The organism is Priestia sp. AB, assembly GCF_028369225.1.
GTDB lineage: Bacteria > Bacillota > Bacilli > Bacillales > Bacillaceae_H > Priestia > Priestia megaterium.
Genome location: NZ_JAQMYN010000007.1, coordinates 111736 through 127026, shown reverse-complemented (window position 1 = coordinate 127026; position 15291 = coordinate 111736). Strand labels below are relative to the sequence as shown.

The following is a 15291-nucleotide window of genomic DNA, read 5'->3' as shown; positions in this document are numbered from 1 at the left end:
GACATAATGAGTACTCCAGATAAATTGATTCCGTACCGTGGCCGAGTACTTGGTATTCTGGCAGGTTTAGTGTTGGCAATTTTGCTATTAACAATTGGCTTTGGTCCCACGCTGCTAATTGTAGCCTTTATGGGAATTGGTTATGTAATCGGGAAGTGGCGAGACGGTCATTTAGACATAAATGCTTGGGTAGGGTTCTTTACTAAAGGAAGATAGAAAATCACTTTAAGGGAGATGTTAGTTATGGCAGTTAATGAAACAAATACAGCAGTAAAATCTCAGGAAAATACACATCAAAATACGTTAACATTTGAAGATCAAGTCATTAAAAAAATTGCTGGAATTGCAGCTAATGAAATTAAAGGGATTTTATCAATGAGCGGCGGATTTATGAGCGGGTTAACAGATCGCTTCCGCAGCACTGAAGATATCACAAAAGGGATTAACGCTGAAGTAGGAGAAAAGCAAGTTGCCCTTGATTTAAAAGTAATTGTCGAATACGGAAAAAATGTTCCAGCCATTTTCTCTGAAACTGTTAATAACGTAAAAAAATCAGTTCACGATATGACGGGATTAGAGGTAGTAGAAGTAAATATGCATGTAGAGGACGTAATGACTCGCTCTGAATTTGAAGCGAAAACGGATCGAGACAAAGAGCAGGAGTCAAAGCGTGATCTTGAATAAAATATAAAAGGTAAATATTTCCATTCATCATATATTCTTTGTATGATGAATGAGAAGTGTTTTTTTATGGGAGGGAGAATTCTGTGATTTTGGTTAGTTCCTGCTTAGCAGGTCAAGCTTGCAGATATAATGGAAGCAGTGCCTTAGTTAAGGAAATTGAAGCGCTCGTTGAAAATAAAGAGGCGGTGATGATGTGTCCGGAACTGTTAGGTGGATTTCACACGCCTAGAGAACGGGCAGAAATTATAAAAGGAACGGGAATAGACGTAATAAACGGAAATGCGCGAGTTATTGAACGATCGGGAAAAGACGTGACAGATATATACATAGACGGGGCCTATAAGGCACTAAGCATCGCAAAAGAAATAAAAGCTACTGTTATTGTACTAAAAGAAAACAGCCCTTCATGTGGAAGTGAACATATATATAACGGAGCATTTTCAAATGTTAAATTAGCCGGTGAAGGGGTAACGACTGCGTTGCTAAGAAAGCATGGTTTTATCGTCATGTCCGAATCTCAATTTGCAGCTGAAATGCATGGAGACCCATCATAATCAAAAAAAGCGTACACCATGTGTGTACGCTTTTTTTATAAAAGCTTATTTACTGTGAAGCGTATCTGCTGTGCTTTCTGTTCGTGTTACCGCATAAAGAGAGCAGAAAAGACCAAGCAAAACAAAAATAGACCCGACCCAGCCGTTATAAATAACAGAGTATTGATTAACAACAATTCCTCCAACATAGGAGCCGATCGCAATTCCTACGTGTGAAATCGCTGCATTGGTGCTGATTAAAATGTCCGACGTTTCGCGTGCACTATGAATAATTAAATTGCTTTGAGCTGGTGAGACCGCCCAGCTGAGTGCACTCCAAATGATCATAAGAAGCAAGAACACAACAAATGGCAAATGAACGCCAAAAGGCATAGCAATCATGCTAACAAAAAAGAGAGCAATCATGGTGATAACAGAAGAAGAAGGGTTCCATCTATCAGAAACAGCTCCTCCAAGTCCTCCTCCTGCCACGGCAGCCAGACCGAAAATACCATAAATAATGGTCACCATCGTTGTATTTAATCCTAGTGTTTCTTGTAGAAATGGTGTGAAGTACGCATAAAGCGTTAAATGGCCCGCAAGTACAAACAATGTTGCTAGGTGAATAGCGAGCATTTTTTTATTGCGTAAAGCTTTTACCTGAGTTTTTAACGGTACAATTGGAGCAGGAGCTAGACGCTCCATTGTAAACCAAACGGTAATCATAATAATGGCAGTCAAAATTGCAATCATAACAAATACTTGACGCCAGCCAAGCGCATTTCCAATCAGAATACCAAGAGGAATGCCTAAAACAAGTGAGCCGCTGATTCCCATAAATACGATGCCAATTGCTCTGCCTTGGTATTTAGGTTTTACCATTCTAGAAGCCATTGTGGTAGATAATACAATGATAAAAGAACCGCTCGCAGCAGCAAGAATACGTCCAATCAGTAGCATATAATAGCCCGAACTGTAGGCTGAAAATACATTGCTCAATAAGAAAATAAATAATGTCCACATATAAACTTTTTTACGCTCTATCTTAGCCGTCACATTTAGTAAAATCGGTGCAGACATGGCATAAACAAACGAATAAATAGAGATTAAATAACCTGCTTTTGCTAATGATACATGAAATGCATCGGCAATTAAGTCTAAGATGCCTCCTAGAATTAATTCGACCGTTCCAACAACAAAGGAAGCAATCGCAAGTATGTAAACTTTTTTATTCATCAAAAAACCCCCTCTTTAAAAAGTTACAACTAGAATAGTAACCTTTTTTAGGGGGGATTTCAATAGGTAATACTAAAAAGGTTACTAATGAATTAGTAACCTTTTTAATATCGCAGTCGAGTAAGCAGCTCCATGATCTCAGAATCTTGAAGAAGCTGCTCTTGATATTTCTTTGTAATATGGGTAAGTGCGACGTCATGATAAAAGAAATCAGCAAAAACTTTTACAAGCGGCTGCGACATGGTTTTTATTGCTTTCCATGTCTCATGTTCAATGCCGGCAAATAAAAGGTAAGCATCGTCAACAATAATCAACTGCGACGGCTCAAGGTTTTTATGATCATCTATTGGATTTAATGTATGTAAATGTTTGAGGGGAGTCTGCAAGTTTCCTATGGTTAAGACCTCGACGTTTACGCCTTGTTTCTCTTTTTCTTCTAGCAATAAGCGGTAATGTGCTAACTCATCATTCCAGGCGGATAAAATAATAGAAGATTCCGCTTCGTCAATCAATTGTTCAATGTGAGCAGAAATAGAGGATTTATCTTTTAAACTCCAAACATGATCATCTGTAAACGTTTTTTTAATTTTATATGTTTTTAATTCATTAATGTCATTTTCAAAATCAGCAGTAAGTTTTTGAATGACGGTTTGAAGGGCTACCGCTGAGTAAAGTTTCTTTTTCCCGGACAATGTATTTACTACAATACCTTTATCAATTAAACGATTAAGCACTTCATAAATTTTTGCTTTTGGAACATGCGAATATGTAACAATCGAACTAGCATCCAGCGGGTCATCATTCGCAAGCAGCGCTTCATATACTTGACTTTCATACTGAGAAAAACCAAATTTTTGCAGCATAATTTTCTATTCATCATCCTTTCTTTTTTTAAGTATATCACGGTTTGTAAAAGTATTACTAATTGTATCAGATGAAATAATCTTATTAAACTATGTTCTAAATGACCATTAAAAATAAAATAAGCTATTAAAGAATCTTTATTACAGTAGAAATATTTTTAACCATATACTTTCTATACTAAAACACTCAACATTGGGTAAAGAAAAGAAAGAGGTGAAAAAAATGAAGAAAAATGAAAAACTACTGTTGAAAAAAATGAACATAAAACACCAAAGAGAAGTGGCTGCTCAGCTTGAAGACGTACTGGATTCCTTACTGTCCCTTGAAGAAAAATTATGCTCAGCACCTGATAATAGCGAGTGGCTCTCTTTACAAGCTCAGCTTGAAAAAAGAGAACATGAGCTGAAATTCAAGCATAAAATGCTGTGCGAAGAATGGACAGCACTATAAAAGACAGGCATTTTGTCTGTCTTTTATTGCATCTAAATTTTCATCACTCGAATAGGGCTAACCAGCAAAATAGCTAAAATAATCATAAGGTAAGGGTTTACGTAATAAAACATGCCAAGCAGTGCGATAATTAGAGCGGGAAAAGGAATAGGAAGCCCTATAAAATAACCTATGGTTGGATTTGCACTAAATTTAGCTAATCTTAATGCGCCCATGCTTGGATAAATCATAAAAGCGAGTATGGTTAGCCAAGAGTGGGGAGAAAGAGTATGAAATAGCATTGCAGGCGCTACGCCAAAGCTTATAATATCAGCCAAAGAATCTAGCTCTACACCAAACTCACTGTTAACTTTCAGCTTTCTCGCAATTTTGCCGTCAAATAAATCGAAAAAAGCGGCTAGAAAAATAAAAAGAGCAGCTAAGCGTTCGTAGCTATTCATATTAAAAGCTATGGAAAATACGCCGCTTAGCAAATTTCCAATCGTAAAGAGATTCGGAACCCATTTTAACAGTCGAAGAATCAATGTCATACAACCGCCTTTCACAGTGTGTACGATTAGTGTAACTGTTAAATCATATTATTATGTGAGATGTCAGATAAAAAGAAGGTAGTATTGAAACCTGGCTGTCGTTCCTGTAGTATATATATCGTATAATACGATAATAAATAAAAATACGATATAAAGGAGCAGGATCATGAAAGTAGAGGAGTTAAACAGTTATTGGACGTCTATTTATTATCATTTGCACTATACGCATCAAGAGAAAATTACACACCAAACCATACGTCTTTTACAGTATATCGATAAATCATCTTCGGTTGGAATAAAAGAAATTGCGGATTATTTACACGTTTCACATAATACGGCATCTGAACACGTAAAGAGAAATATTGATAAAGGGTATGTATATAAAAATAGAGATATACATGATGAAAGAAAAGTAATTCTGCATTTAACAGAAGCAGGAAAAGACGTGTTAAAACGGAATTCAAGCTTGGATGAAGAAAAAGTATCAGCTATTTTACGCGAAATGACAGCATCTGAAAAACAGCTGATTCAACAGGCTTTTCAGTTATTGAGCGAGCGTGCAAAACATGTATAGTATCATCAAAATTTTAATGTCTGCTCTTATTATTGCAGGGGTAACAGAAATGGCCAAAAGATTTCCGACATACGGTGGAATTGTGGCTGCCCTTCCAATTGTGAGCTTACTAAGTATTATATGGTTATCAGTGCAAGGAGAAAAAAAGGAAGTGGTCAGTCAGTTTACACTAGGCGTTCTTTATGGACTGCCAGGCACTATTTTACTACTTGCTGTCGTCTATATTTGCTTAAAAAACTCTCTTCATTTGTTTATGAGTTTATCAATAGGAGTTATGTGTTGGAGCCTGTTTTTAGGCCTTCAAAAGATAGTGGTTAAACTAATTAATACATAAACTATTGGAATTCAATCCAATTTTCTGTAAAATGAAAGTCTAAGTAAAAGATAGGAGCTGAGCAGAGTTGAGTTTAGCAGAGAAAAAGTTAGGAATTGACCGAGTTGTTTTTATCGGCAGAACGTTTGAAGAGTATAGAGCTATGTTTAATTTGAATGAAAAGCATTTAAAAGGAAAAAAAGTGTTAGACTGTGCTAGCGGGGCCTGTTCTTTTACTGCTCACGCCCTGCAGCAAGGTACGGAGGCTACTAGCTGTGATATTGCCTATAAATTTACGGCAGAAGAGCTTGAAAAGAAAGGAAGCCTGGATTTAATTCATACGATGAATCAAATGCAGCACGTACAGGAACAGTATGTGTGGAAGTATTTTTCGTCTATTGATGATTTAACTGAACATCGAAAAAGAGCATTAAAAGATTGTATTGCTCATATGAAAAAGAACCCCGAAGCCTATCAGTACGGAGCACTTCCTAATTTGCCGTTTCAAAAGAACGAGTTTGATTTAACGCTTTGTGCAAACTTTTTATTTATGTACAGCGACCGGTTAGATTATACGTTTCATTTAGAGGCTTTAAAAGAACTGATACGCGTTACAAAAGAGGAAGTACGTTTGTTTCCTTTAACGAATTTGAGCGGCAAAATTTCTACCTATTTGCCGCAGCTGTTAGAAGAGATTGCGCCTCTAGTAAAAGGAACAGAAATAGCAGACGTCCCGTACGAATTTCAAAAAGGTGCCAATCAAATGCTGAAAATATATGTATAACAAATATAACGAAAGCCGCTTTTAGTTAAAGCGGCTTTTTAACATTCAAACGTTTTTTGGCAGTTTGAGTATGTTTCGTTATGGTTTCAGATCCAAGCGCTTTAGCTAAACCGAACAAAGGCATATTCACGTATACTGATTCATAATTTCCTGCAGGAATGACGTACGTTTCATGATAAATGCCCACTGCATTCGTTTTTGAAGCCTGTTTATAAAAAGAATTCCAAGCTTTTAAGTGCTGAGGACCTTTGGCATAGGAGGTCAATTGATCAACTGACTCCCAATATTGAATCAGCGTGATGGTTCTTAAATTAAAAGATCCTTGCAAAGATAAAAAGCCAAGTTTTTTGTTTGTATACAATTCGCGAATCATAGGAGGCATTGCTTTAAATACAGGGAACCATTTGTGTACGGCTGTCCATTTATTAATACGCATTCCTATAACAAAGACGACCAACTCCTGACCGGGCTTAGCCATCACACGATTGGAATGAATCATAAATTATGCGCCTCCTCATCATATAATTTATTAATCGTATCTTTGCACCATTCTATCGAAGCAGACGTTGTTCGTTTACCGTAGTCTAGGGTAATAAGCCAATACGTTCTGTCGGGAGAAGGGCTGTTAGAAATGCTGTCTTCGATTCCGCAATACATGTGATAACGTTCAGTTAGTTTCTGCTGAGCGTTTTTTAACTGGGAAATTGTGAGCTGCTTTTCTTGCTGACTACTAAAAAAGAGTTTTAACAAAATTTCATTTCTTTCGGAAGGGAGCTGCTTAATAGGTTCACGCAGCCAATCTTGCAGAACTTCTTTTCCTTTAGTTGTTATTACATACTCTTTTTTATCTGGTTTATCAGTTTGAGCAACGGAATTAACCGTTGCTAGTTCATTATTCACAAGCTTTTGTAAAGTGGGATAAATTTGGCCATAACTGATTTTCCAAAAATGATTTAAACTTCGATCCATTAACTGCTTAATTTCATAACCAGTTCTGCATTCCGTGGTAAGCAGTCCTAAAATTGCATATGTTGTTTGATTTTCCTTCATTTATTTTCCTCACCTATATCTTTTTGATATATATATTACCATAAACAGGATAATATTCAATAAAAAACGCGAGAGTTATGCACTCTCGCGTCTAAAAAAAGGTTTGTATTGCTGAACCATCATTTGCGAAGCAGCAATAAATAAAAAGATAAAGCCTCCACACATTAGCAACATGACAGCACCTATTCTCCATAAAAGCTTTGGCATCAGCATATCTCCTTTTTTGAAGTTATTACCTATAGTGTAAAGAATAGCTTGCAAAAATTCTAGTCATAACTACATATAATTTTATGACTTTTTTAGACTGACTCTTCCTTTGGATCATCTTCATCAAAAATAGGAACTTCCCTATACGTGTCTTCTTTTTCGAAAGAGGAAGAAGAATTCTCTTTTTCCTCTTGTGCAGGCTTCGTTTTACTAGAAGAAATATCTGATTTAGCGTTTTTTAACTCTTCCATGTCTTTTTGGATTTGGTCCGTGAAATCCTTTGGTATAACTCCGCTTCCATATGTAGCTCCGATGTTTAAAGTACCGCCGAGTTCTTTAATGCCAACTTGGCCAATATTGTTGTTTTGTTCGTATTTATCAAGGAAAAATTTATCAATATGAATAGGCGGGGGAGCATTTTCTAAAAGTGCCGCTTTTTGATGAATCAATTTTACTTCTTCTTGAAGGGAAGACGTTCGTTTTAGCATGTCCACCTGTACTTCAGTTAAAAGGGACATGCTTCGCTCTAATGCTGAAACTCTTTCATCTAGTTCGGTCATTTTTTCGAGATAAGGAGCCATTTTTTTCTCTACAGATTGTTCTACTAAGCTAGCTATATCCAGATAAGGCACAGCTTCTATCTTTTTATCGCGAGGAGGTTGCGCGGAGATCACTTGTTCCAATTGCGCTACTTTTTCTTTTAAAAATTGAAGCTGGTTAGCAATCTCTTTCTTATCTTTTGCATATACTTGTTCAGCATTTTTATGAGTGCTTCTTTGTGAAGGTGAAGAATCATTGGAGTGCGAGGGCTGAGCCTCCAGCTTTTTTTTGAGCATTATGAGAGAACCAATTTGCGGTTCGAGTTTTAAAAAACGGTTCATGTGAACTTCAAGCGTGTTAATGCGCTTGATTTGATGTTTGAAGTCCGCTAGCTCAGTTTGAAGATGTTGGTTAGTCTGTTTGGGGTTGAAAAATCCTTTCATAGACATTTCGCTTCTCCTCATCTTGGGCTTATTTCCTTTGTAGTCACAGTTAGGTAAATATATTGTTCTAGTTTAAAAATTAACATTAAATTTTTCGCATTTATAAATGCTTATGTGCAGCATTGAATTTCATTCGTAAAACTACTAAACCTTATTCAATATGAATACGCTCTTCTTGAAAAAACTGCCTGTGATAAGAAAGAATAAGCAGTCCATTTTCAAATTTTGCACGCAGATGATGCGCATCCGTAGGCTCTGGCAATTCAATAATTCGGTTAAAGTCTCCAGAAGGTCGTTCTTGTACAACCGGCTGTCCTGTGATGAGAGGGTGCGGTGAGCCTTTTAACAAAAGCCGGCTGCCTGAAACAGACACGTGCAAATTTTCTTTTAGATAGCCGGGCAAGTCAGCGATAATAATGATTTCATGTGGGGTAACGTAAATGTCAACAGGTGGAAAATTACTTTTAGAAGCCTGAGGTGCCTGATATGAATCAGGAGCATTCATATCCATATTTTCTTTCATAAATTCGTTAAAAGCAGTTTGATCAAAAACACCGTTCCAAAAGTCGTTTGTTTGATATTTTTTAGCGAATTCCATCCACTGCATAAGTTTATCAAAGTCCATATGGTTTCCTCCTTACCACACATCATAAAAAGATGGAATTTGAATATAGTTTGAAAGGGGGGTGGTTTAAATGGCAGGTGCATCTATAAATATTAATATTTTAATGCTAAAGATAAATTCCTTTGAAAATGCGTCTGCAGTAAATATCGGACAGAATTTACTAGCAGACTGGAACAATTCAGATAAAAAAACACAGGGATTTGGGCAAAATTTCGGTGATGATAGCGGCTTTATAGGAACGAGAAGCTGTGTTGATGATCGAGATCAAATTGACAGCCCATCGTCTTTTCAAAAAGTGCCCATTTTATAGAAAAAGCCTAATAAATATAGCCAGTTCAGACGCAGGTTATATTTATTAGGCTTCCGATTGAATGCTAATAGACGAAACGAATAGATGAAGATATGCTGCTAGTCGTGTGCAGTAGAGGAGATGAAAAATTTAAATTACGCTATTTTTAACTGAGTTTGAATCATTTACATCTGAGTCTATAATCCATGAGAACGGAGTTACGTTCGGAGAAAAATCTCCGTTTGATTCTCCCAGACCTTGATTACGTTTATAAGATACGAACACATCAAGCTGCTGATTAGGTCCTATGCTTAAAACGGATGAATTATCCAAAACGTTCACTTTGAAGGCTTGTAAGTTAATGACCATGGGCGAAAAAATCATATGGTTTCCTCCTTATTTATCATTTTTTTGTTGCAAATGCATCCACATAATCATTATCTACAGTTTTGTAAGCAGATCCCGCTGTAAAACATTGATCAGCGTGCTGCTGTCCGAAGGCCTGATTTTTCTTTGCTGTGACATATCTTGTAACTTTTGACGTATTTCCAATAGAAATACTGCTTGCTTGATCAGCACTGCGAACGTTCAATTTTCCTAGATTGATTTTTGTTGAGTCGAATAGCATATTATTCTCCTTTCAAACGACAGTTCTTCTAAGTCTTTAAAAGCTTATTGTAGCTTCTTTGAAAATATGAATAATACATGGATTCATTCAGAGAGTAGAAGTGGTCTACTGTAGCGTATTGTAGTTCTGTGTAAAACGTGAAAAGATTTTAAAACCTCGACAGGAAAAGGAGGGAATAATAAAAATGCACGATATTTTACATGCTGTAAACACATCAACAGTAAAAAGTGTGTTGGCAACGATTGTTCATGTAGAAGGATCCTCATATTTAAAAGAAGGAACGTCCATGCTGTTTCAAGAAAATGGGGAGAACATTGGGATGTTAAGCGCTAGTTGTGTAGAAGCAGATCTTGCTGAGCGCGTAAAAGAGTTGTTCGACACTGAGCATGTATTAACCGTTACGTACAATTTGAAAGAAGAAGGTGATACAGGATGGGGGCAAGGAGCAGGCTGCAATGGAATCCTGTATATTCTCCTAGAACCTGTAACTGCGAGGATGAAGCAAAATCTTGTGCGGGTAAAACGTCATTTAGATAACCGAAATCCTGTTTTGCATATTAAAAAATTAGAAAAAAACTTTATTCAAACAACCTCTTTTTATGTAGAAAAGACGGGCGAAATATTTGGTGGAAATAGCGACGCATCATCTTTTGCAACAGATGATTGGAATGGGAGAAGGAGCGGTATTCAACTTTCAAATTGCTCCTTGCTCACATATGCTCATCTATATAAACCAAAGCCTCGTCTAATTATCTGGGGAGCAGGCGCCGATGCAAAATATTTAGTATCACTTGCTGCTAATACGGGGTTTTCTGTTACCTTATGCGACTGGAGACCGGCTTTATGTAATAAGGAACATTTTCCGCTAGCAGAGGAAATACATATTGGATTTCCAGAGGAAGTAGACAGGCAGCTGTCCATACAAAGCGATGATTTTGTTGTGATCATGACGCATAATTTTTATCGCGATCAAGAAATTCTCTCGCTATTAAAATCAAACCCTGTGAAGTATATAGGAGTTTTAGGATCTAAAAAGCGAACACTTCGATTATTGAATACTGATATTTCATCACGCATTCATTCGCCGGTAGGACTTTCTATAGGAGCGGTAGGACCGCAGGAAATTGCCGTTAGTATTCTTGCTGAATTAATTCAAAACCTCCGAATGTATGATGAAAAAAAGGGGCGAAAATGTCCGGGTTAAATATTGTTGCTGTTTATCTTGCCGCGGGAGCTAGTAAAAGGATGGGCAGAAATAAACTGCTGCTGCCTTTAGGGAATGGATGTTTGGGGAGTAAAGCTTTACGAAAAGCGATTTCTTCAAAAGTAAATCATACGATAGTAGTAACTAAGAAAGGAGATCATCTTGAGTGGATTGACCCTATTCTTTTTTCAGAAGCATATCAGCAGAAGTGGAGTCATACTTCTTGTAGTAGCGCCTTAAAAGGTCAGTCTGCGTCTTTAAAGTGCGGATTAAAAAAAGCAAAAGAATTAAACGCTGATGCTATTATTGTGCTGTTGGCAGATCAGCCTCTTATAAGCATCGTGCTGATAGATACATTTGTTTCTCTTTTTGAAAAACATTTTTCTGTTCCATTTATTTCATCTTTTTATCAAGGAATTTCCAGAGCACCGGTTTTATTTTCAAAACAAATGTTTTCAAGCTTGGGTAAGCTGCAAGGAGATCAAGGGGCAAGAAAAATCATAAGACAAAGCGGACCTGAAAATGGAATATTTTACGAATGGACCGACGCTTGCCTTTTTATGGATGTTGATACAAAACAAGGGTATGAACGCATTAAAAAGATATACAAAGAGAAACGTCGACTGTTTTGATTGATGGAGGTGAAAAGAGTGGAGATCATTGGAAAAAGCATCATTCGAAAAGATGCATTGGAAAAAGTAACGGGTACGGCTCGATACACAAATGATTACATGTTTAAAGGCTCCCTGCATGCCAAAATAGTAGTCAGCCCTTACGCTCATGCAAGGATTCAAGCAATAGACGTCCAAGCGGCGATTGCTATTCCCGGTGTTCACGCGGTTGTGACGGGTGAGCATTTGCCGTTAACCGGGGAAGGAGTTCGTGACCGGCGACCGCTTGCATTTGAAAAAGTGCGGTATCACGGAGAAGCCGTAGTCCTAGTAGTAGCAGAAACTCCTGCACTCGCTGAGCGTGCGGCAAGTTCTGTTCATATTCAATATGAGCCGTTGCCTGTTGTACATTCTCCTAGCGCCGCTATTGAGCCTGATTCTCCTTTAGTGCATGAAAATATGCACATCTACAAGCATGATGAAACGGTGTATCCAGAGCCCGGCACCAACGTAGCAAACAGAGTTAAAATTCGAAAAGGCAATATAGAAGAAGGTTGGCAAAAAAGTGAGTTAATAGTTGAAGAAACATTTTCTCTATCTCCTTCAGATCACGCGGCAATGGAAACAAGAAGCGCCGCTGCTGAAATCCTTCCAAATGGATTAGTTAAAATTATCACTTCTTCTCAAGCTCCTTTTATGGTCAAAAAATTAATCAGTGAGTACTTTGAAATTGAAGTGGGAAAAGTGATCGTTGAAACACCGCTAGTAGGAGGAGGGTACGGAGGAAAAGCAGCTGTCCAGCTGGAGCTGCTTGCTTATCTAGCTTCAAAAGCTGTGGGTGGAAGGCTGGTTAAAATATTGAATACAAGAGAAGAAGATATGCTTACTTCGCCTGCTCATATCGGTCTAGATGCCAAAATCAAGCTAGGTTGTTCTAAAGAGGGACTTTTGCAGGCTGCTGACATTCTATATTTGTTTGACAGCGGTGCTTATGCAGATAAAGGAACGGATTTAAGTAAGGCTGCAGCAGCTGACTGTACGGGGCCTTATCGTCTTGAACATATCTTCTGTGATTCATTATGTGTATATACAAATCACCCTTACGCTTCCCCTTTTCGAGGATTCAGCCACTCTGAACTATTATTTGCATTTGAGCGTACGATGGACATCCTTGCTAAAAAAGCAGGTATAGATCCTTTGGAATTTAGAGAAAAAAACGCTATTTTACCAGGTGATACTACGCCTACACAAGTCCGTTTGACTTCTAGCAGCGTTGGTAACTTACCGGAATGTATTCGGCGCTTAAAGCAGCTAATGAAATGGGAGGAAGGGCAGAGAACAGTTCATGAAAACGGCCTTATTACCGCCAAAGGGATTAGCTGCGTCTGGAAAACCTCGACTATTGAAACAGACGCGGGTTCAGGTGTTATTCTAACATTCAATCCGGATGGAAGCGTAAATTTAATGTCTGGCGTTATTGAATTAGGCACGGGAACAAAAACTGTGCTCGCGCAAATCTTGGCTGAAAAACTTCAGATGCGCATGGAACGTATTCATGTGCGAATGGAAGTAGATACTCAAACCACTCCTGAACATTGGAAAACGGTGGCTAGCCGAGGAACTTTTATGGCAGGAAGAGCGGTTTTAAAAGCCGCTGAAGATGTGATTAACCAATTAAAAAAGATAGCTTCTCATATATTCCGAGCTTCTGAAGGAGATATTGAAATAAAAAATGAGAAAGTTTTTTTACGGGATGAGCCTGAAACCTCCTTGGCCTTTAAAGAAATTGTGTATGGCTATAAATATCCGAACGGAAATGCAATTGGAGGGCAAATCATAGGGAGGGGCAATTATATTTTAAGAGGGATGACCTACTTGGATAAAGAAACGGGAGCTGGGCGTCCCGGTCCTGAATGGACAGTAGCAGCTGAAGGAGTTGAAGTGGAATATAACCCTAGAACGTATAGATATCGTATTGTAAAAGCTGTCTCTGTTATTGACATAGGAACCGTGTTAAACGAGAAAATGGCAAGAGGGCAAGTTATGGGTGCGATGAGTATGGGACTATCGTTTGCAGGCAGAGAAACATTTTGGTTTGATTCAAATGGCCGTATTTTAAACCCTCAGCTTCGGAAATATCGTCCTCTTCGCTACGGAGAGCATCCGGAGTACGTAGTAGATTTTGTTCATACGCCTCAATTGGATGCGGCCTACGGAGCTAGAGGAGTCGGAGAACACGGGCTGCTTGGTATGCCGGCTTCTTTAGGAAACAGCTTAACGGTGGCAGCAGAAACAGAATTAAACCAACTTCCGCTTATTCCAGAATTAATTTGGAGAATGAAAGAAGGGAATGAAAATGATTTCATTTGACTTTGAATATCACAAACCTGCTACCGTTTCAGAAGCAGTTACCTTATTTCAAGAGTTAGAGAATCAAGGCAAACGGCCGCGTTATTATGCTGGAGGCACTGAAATCCTGACATTGGGCAGGTTGGGTTTGTTTGTTACCCATGCTGTTATTGATATAAAGAATATACCCGAGTTTCAAAAAACAGAAGCTGATGAAGACTGGATGATTTTTGGTGCAGGAGTAACGTTAACTGAACTGGAAGATAAAAATTTGTTTCCTTTATTAAGTAAGTCTGCTAGCGAAGTGGCTGATCACACGGCTCGAAATAAAATAACGTTAGGAGGAAATATTTGTGGGCATATCTTTTATCGAGAAGCCGTGTTGCCGCTGCTTTTAACGGATAGTCAACTCGCAGTGGCAGGTCCCACTGGAACAAATGTTTATTCGATTCACGATCTTTTTCAGCGGCGTTTGCAGCTGAAAAAAGGAGAGCTGCTTGTTCAGGTGTTTGTTGAAACAAAGTATGCTGACCTGCCGTATATGAGTATAAAGGAGCGCCAGCAGTGGGATACAGGATATCCACTAGTTACAGTAGCGGCTTTAAAAACAGAAGAAAACATTCGAGTAGCTTTCAGCGGGGTATGTTCATTTCCTTTTCGCTCAGAAGAAATAGAAGAAGTGCTAAATCATGAAGAAACGCCATTAGAAGCTCGAATTCAAACTGCTCTTGATTATATACCGGCTCCAATTTTAAATGATGGAGAAGGATCGGATCGATATCGCAAATTTGTGATTAAAAATTTATTGTTTGATATTTTCAAAGAGCTGGGAGGAACGTAATGTGCTAAGAGATGAACGGTATAGAATAACAGTTAAGCTAAAGGTTAATGGAGAAGAAAAAATGGTTGATATCCGAACAGCAGATACGCTGCTTTACGTATTAAGAGAAAAGCTGGGCCTTACCGGAGCAAAACCAGGCTGTTTAAATGGAGACTGCGGAGCTTGTACAGTAGGGATAAATCAGCGGCCAATGAAATCCTGCCTCATGTTAGCGGCAGAAGCAGAAGAGAAAGAAATAATGACTATAGAAGGACTGAAGAGTTCACCTATGCAAAAAGCTTTTATTGAACACTTTGCTTTTCAGTGCGGTTATTGTACATCGGGTTTTATTATGAATGCTCATTTGCTTTCCAAACGCCATCCTTCAGGAAGTGACGATATTATAAAGGAGTGGTTAGCTTCCAATATATGCAGATGTACAGGATATAAAGAAATTGAAGACGCAGTAAAATCTGTTTTACACTTTTCGGAGCGCGAGTGAGAAAAGAAAAAGCAGAATTAGAATAACACTTACACGTGTTTAGAATAGTATGTGC

Annotated in this window: 23 protein-coding genes; 13 read left to right on the top strand and 10 right to left on the bottom strand. The window is 38.1% G+C overall.

Going from position 1 to position 15291, the window contains the following annotated elements; translation table 11 throughout:
* Window positions 1-6 precede the first annotated feature (6 nt).
* The 3 genes from POF52_RS20900 (at window position 7) to POF52_RS20890 (ending at window position 1238) form a co-directional block, all read left to right on the top strand.
* Window positions 7-216, top strand: a complete 210-nt coding sequence (locus tag POF52_RS20900; protein WP_016764344.1) for a DUF2273 domain-containing protein — start codon at window positions 7-9, stop codon at window positions 214-216.
* Window positions 217-243: 27 nt separating this feature from the next.
* Window positions 244-684, top strand: a complete 441-nt coding sequence (locus POF52_RS20895; protein WP_025751716.1) for an Asp23/Gls24 family envelope stress response protein — start codon at window positions 244-246, stop codon at window positions 682-684.
* A gap of 83 nt (window positions 685-767) precedes the next feature.
* Window positions 768-1238 (top strand): DUF523 domain-containing protein, encoded by a 471-nt coding sequence (locus tag POF52_RS20890; RefSeq protein ID WP_271994573.1) that lies wholly within the window; start codon window positions 768-770, stop codon window positions 1236-1238.
* 45 nt (window positions 1239-1283) lie between these two features.
* Here POF52_RS20890 and POF52_RS20885 read toward each other — a convergent pair whose 3' ends face one another.
* On the bottom strand, window positions 1284-2453 hold the full coding sequence (locus tag POF52_RS20885; RefSeq protein ID WP_271994572.1) for an MFS transporter: 1170 nt from the start codon (window positions 2451-2453) through the stop codon (window positions 1284-1286).
* A gap of 104 nt (window positions 2454-2557) precedes the next feature.
* Window positions 2558-3316, bottom strand: a complete 759-nt coding sequence (locus POF52_RS20880) for a TrmB family transcriptional regulator (protein ID WP_271994570.1) — start codon at window positions 3314-3316, stop codon at window positions 2558-2560.
* A gap of 223 nt (window positions 3317-3539) precedes the next feature.
* Between POF52_RS20880 and POF52_RS20875 the strand changes: the two genes are divergently transcribed.
* Window positions 3540-3767 (top strand): hypothetical protein, encoded by a 228-nt coding sequence (locus POF52_RS20875; RefSeq protein WP_271994568.1) that lies wholly within the window; start codon window positions 3540-3542, stop codon window positions 3765-3767.
* A gap of 32 nt (window positions 3768-3799) precedes the next feature.
* On the opposite strand, the gene pssA is transcribed toward POF52_RS20875, so the two are convergent.
* Window positions 3800-4291 carry a CDP-diacylglycerol--serine O-phosphatidyltransferase gene (gene pssA / locus POF52_RS20870; protein WP_271994828.1) on the bottom strand — a complete coding sequence of 164 codons (492 nt, stop codon included), beginning with the start codon at window positions 4289-4291 and terminating at the stop codon, window positions 3800-3802.
* 172 nt (window positions 4292-4463) lie between these two features.
* On the opposite strand from pssA, the gene POF52_RS20865 reads away from it, so the two are divergent.
* From POF52_RS20865 to POF52_RS20855, 3 genes are all read left to right on the top strand, one after another.
* Window positions 4464-4871 carry a MarR family winged helix-turn-helix transcriptional regulator gene (locus POF52_RS20865; protein WP_271994566.1) on the top strand — a complete coding sequence of 136 codons (408 nt, stop codon included), beginning with the start codon at window positions 4464-4466 and terminating at the stop codon, window positions 4869-4871.
* On the top strand, window positions 4864-5205 hold the full coding sequence (locus POF52_RS20860; RefSeq protein ID WP_042452213.1) for a DUF3147 family protein: 342 nt from the start codon (window positions 4864-4866) through the stop codon (window positions 5203-5205). The genes POF52_RS20865 and POF52_RS20860 overlap by 8 nt, the downstream gene beginning before the upstream one ends.
* A gap of 67 nt (window positions 5206-5272) precedes the next feature.
* Entirely contained in the window at window positions 5273-5968 is a 696-nt protein-coding gene (locus POF52_RS20855; RefSeq protein WP_034651606.1) for an SAM-dependent methyltransferase, read from the top strand.
* 25 nt (window positions 5969-5993) lie between these two features.
* Here POF52_RS20855 and POF52_RS20850 read toward each other — a convergent pair whose 3' ends face one another.
* The 5 genes from POF52_RS20850 to POF52_RS20830 all read right to left on the bottom strand — a co-directional run bounded on the left by POF52_RS20850 (window position 5994) and on the right by POF52_RS20830 (window position 8833).
* Entirely contained in the window at window positions 5994-6467 is a 474-nt protein-coding gene (locus POF52_RS20850; protein ID WP_013083386.1) for a DUF4188 domain-containing protein, read from the bottom strand.
* Complete coding sequence (locus tag POF52_RS20845; protein WP_258358323.1) at window positions 6464-7018, bottom strand: PadR family transcriptional regulator; 555 nt, start codon at window positions 7016-7018, stop codon at window positions 6464-6466. The genes POF52_RS20850 and POF52_RS20845 overlap by 4 nt, the downstream gene beginning before the upstream one ends.
* 75 nt (window positions 7019-7093) lie before the next feature.
* A complete protein-coding gene (locus tag POF52_RS20840; RefSeq protein WP_013057274.1) occupies window positions 7094-7225 on the bottom strand; it encodes a hypothetical protein in 132 nt (43 codons plus the stop codon).
* Between the two features lie 92 nt (window positions 7226-7317).
* The gene (locus POF52_RS20835; RefSeq protein ID WP_271994560.1) at window positions 7318-8214 is read right to left on the bottom strand and encodes a hypothetical protein; all 897 of its coding nucleotides are present in this window, start codon (window positions 8212-8214) and stop codon (window positions 7318-7320) included.
* Window positions 8215-8359: 145 nt separating this feature from the next.
* On the bottom strand, window positions 8360-8833 hold the full coding sequence (locus tag POF52_RS20830) for an Hsp20/alpha crystallin family protein (RefSeq protein ID WP_013083383.1): 474 nt from the start codon (window positions 8831-8833) through the stop codon (window positions 8360-8362).
* A 70-nt stretch (window positions 8834-8903) separates the two neighbouring features.
* Here POF52_RS20830 and POF52_RS20825 point away from each other — a divergent pair, with 70 nt between their 5' ends.
* Window positions 8904-9143 (top strand): hypothetical protein, encoded by a 240-nt coding sequence (locus POF52_RS20825; RefSeq protein WP_014459872.1) that lies wholly within the window; start codon window positions 8904-8906, stop codon window positions 9141-9143.
* 129 nt (window positions 9144-9272) lie between these two features.
* On the opposite strand, the gene POF52_RS20820 is transcribed toward POF52_RS20825, so the two are convergent.
* Together POF52_RS20820 and POF52_RS20815 are read right to left on the bottom strand one after the other, a co-directional pair.
* Entirely contained in the window at window positions 9273-9506 is a 234-nt protein-coding gene (locus POF52_RS20820) for a hypothetical protein (protein ID WP_013057270.1), read from the bottom strand.
* A gap of 19 nt (window positions 9507-9525) precedes the next feature.
* On the bottom strand, window positions 9526-9750 hold the full coding sequence (locus POF52_RS20815) for a hypothetical protein (RefSeq protein WP_176585411.1): 225 nt from the start codon (window positions 9748-9750) through the stop codon (window positions 9526-9528).
* A 184-nt stretch (window positions 9751-9934) separates the two neighbouring features.
* Between POF52_RS20815 and POF52_RS20810 the strand changes: the two genes are divergently transcribed.
* Genes POF52_RS20810 through POF52_RS20790 form a run of 5 tightly spaced genes read left to right on the top strand, consistent with a single transcriptional unit; the run spans window position 9935 to window position 15236 of the window.
* Window positions 9935-10954, top strand: coding sequence for an XdhC family protein (locus tag POF52_RS20810; RefSeq protein WP_176585412.1), 1020 nt, complete (start codon window positions 9935-9937; stop codon window positions 10952-10954).
* Window positions 10942-11586, top strand: coding sequence for an NTP transferase domain-containing protein (locus tag POF52_RS20805; protein WP_271994555.1), 645 nt, complete (start codon window positions 10942-10944; stop codon window positions 11584-11586). The genes POF52_RS20810 and POF52_RS20805 overlap by 13 nt, the downstream gene beginning before the upstream one ends.
* A gap of 18 nt (window positions 11587-11604) precedes the next feature.
* Entirely contained in the window at window positions 11605-13935 is a 2331-nt protein-coding gene (locus POF52_RS20800) for a xanthine dehydrogenase family protein molybdopterin-binding subunit (protein WP_271994553.1), read from the top strand.
* Window positions 13922-14755: an FAD binding domain-containing protein gene (locus tag POF52_RS20795; RefSeq protein ID WP_176585415.1), complete on the top strand. Its 834-nt coding sequence runs from the start codon at window positions 13922-13924 to the stop codon at window positions 14753-14755. The genes POF52_RS20800 and POF52_RS20795 overlap by 14 nt, the downstream gene beginning before the upstream one ends.
* A gap of 1 nt (window position 14756) precedes the next feature.
* Window positions 14757-15236 carry a (2Fe-2S)-binding protein gene (locus POF52_RS20790; protein ID WP_013057264.1) on the top strand — a complete coding sequence of 160 codons (480 nt, stop codon included), beginning with the start codon at window positions 14757-14759 and terminating at the stop codon, window positions 15234-15236.
* The last annotated feature ends 55 nt before the right edge of the window (window positions 15237-15291 follow it).

What these genes read in the sequence shown, in the direction of transcription:
- POF52_RS20900 (WP_016764344.1), top strand. Translation starts at nt 7, where the DNA reads ATGAGTACTCCAGATAAATTGATTCCGTACCGTGGCCGAGTACTTGGT.
- POF52_RS20895 (WP_025751716.1), top strand. Translation starts at nt 244, where the DNA reads ATGGCAGTTAATGAAACAAATACAGCAGTAAAATCTCAGGAAAATACA.
- POF52_RS20885 (WP_271994572.1), bottom strand. Translation starts at nt 2,453, where the DNA reads ATGAATAAAAAAGTTTACATACTTGCGATTGCTTCCTTTGTTGTTGGA.
- POF52_RS20880 (WP_271994570.1), bottom strand. Translation starts at nt 3,316, where the DNA reads ATGCTGCAAAAATTTGGTTTTTCTCAGTATGAAAGTCAAGTATATGAA.
- POF52_RS20875 (WP_271994568.1), top strand. Translation starts at nt 3,540, where the DNA reads ATGAAGAAAAATGAAAAACTACTGTTGAAAAAAATGAACATAAAACAC.
- POF52_RS20865 (WP_271994566.1), top strand. Translation starts at nt 4,464, where the DNA reads ATGAAAGTAGAGGAGTTAAACAGTTATTGGACGTCTATTTATTATCAT.
- POF52_RS20860 (WP_042452213.1), top strand. Translation starts at nt 4,864, where the DNA reads ATGTATAGTATCATCAAAATTTTAATGTCTGCTCTTATTATTGCAGGG.
- POF52_RS20850 (WP_013083386.1), bottom strand. Translation starts at nt 6,467, where the DNA reads ATGATTCATTCCAATCGTGTGATGGCTAAGCCCGGTCAGGAGTTGGTC.
- POF52_RS20845 (WP_258358323.1), bottom strand. Translation starts at nt 7,018, where the DNA reads ATGAAGGAAAATCAAACAACATATGCAATTTTAGGACTGCTTACCACG.
- POF52_RS20840 (WP_013057274.1), bottom strand. Translation starts at nt 7,225, where the DNA reads ATGCCAAAGCTTTTATGGAGAATAGGTGCTGTCATGTTGCTAATGTGT.
- POF52_RS20835 (WP_271994560.1), bottom strand. Translation starts at nt 8,214, where the DNA reads ATGTCTATGAAAGGATTTTTCAACCCCAAACAGACTAACCAACATCTT.
- POF52_RS20830 (WP_013083383.1), bottom strand. Translation starts at nt 8,833, where the DNA reads ATGGACTTTGATAAACTTATGCAGTGGATGGAATTCGCTAAAAAATAT.
- POF52_RS20825 (WP_014459872.1), top strand. Translation starts at nt 8,904, where the DNA reads ATGGCAGGTGCATCTATAAATATTAATATTTTAATGCTAAAGATAAAT.
- POF52_RS20820 (WP_013057270.1), bottom strand. Translation starts at nt 9,506, where the DNA reads ATGATTTTTTCGCCCATGGTCATTAACTTACAAGCCTTCAAAGTGAAC.
- POF52_RS20815 (WP_176585411.1), bottom strand. Translation starts at nt 9,750, where the DNA reads ATGCTATTCGACTCAACAAAAATCAATCTAGGAAAATTGAACGTTCGC.
- POF52_RS20810 (WP_176585412.1), top strand. Translation starts at nt 9,935, where the DNA reads ATGCACGATATTTTACATGCTGTAAACACATCAACAGTAAAAAGTGTG.
- POF52_RS20805 (WP_271994555.1), top strand. Translation starts at nt 10,942, where the DNA reads ATGTCCGGGTTAAATATTGTTGCTGTTTATCTTGCCGCGGGAGCTAGT.
- POF52_RS20795 (WP_176585415.1), top strand. Translation starts at nt 13,922, where the DNA reads ATGATTTCATTTGACTTTGAATATCACAAACCTGCTACCGTTTCAGAA.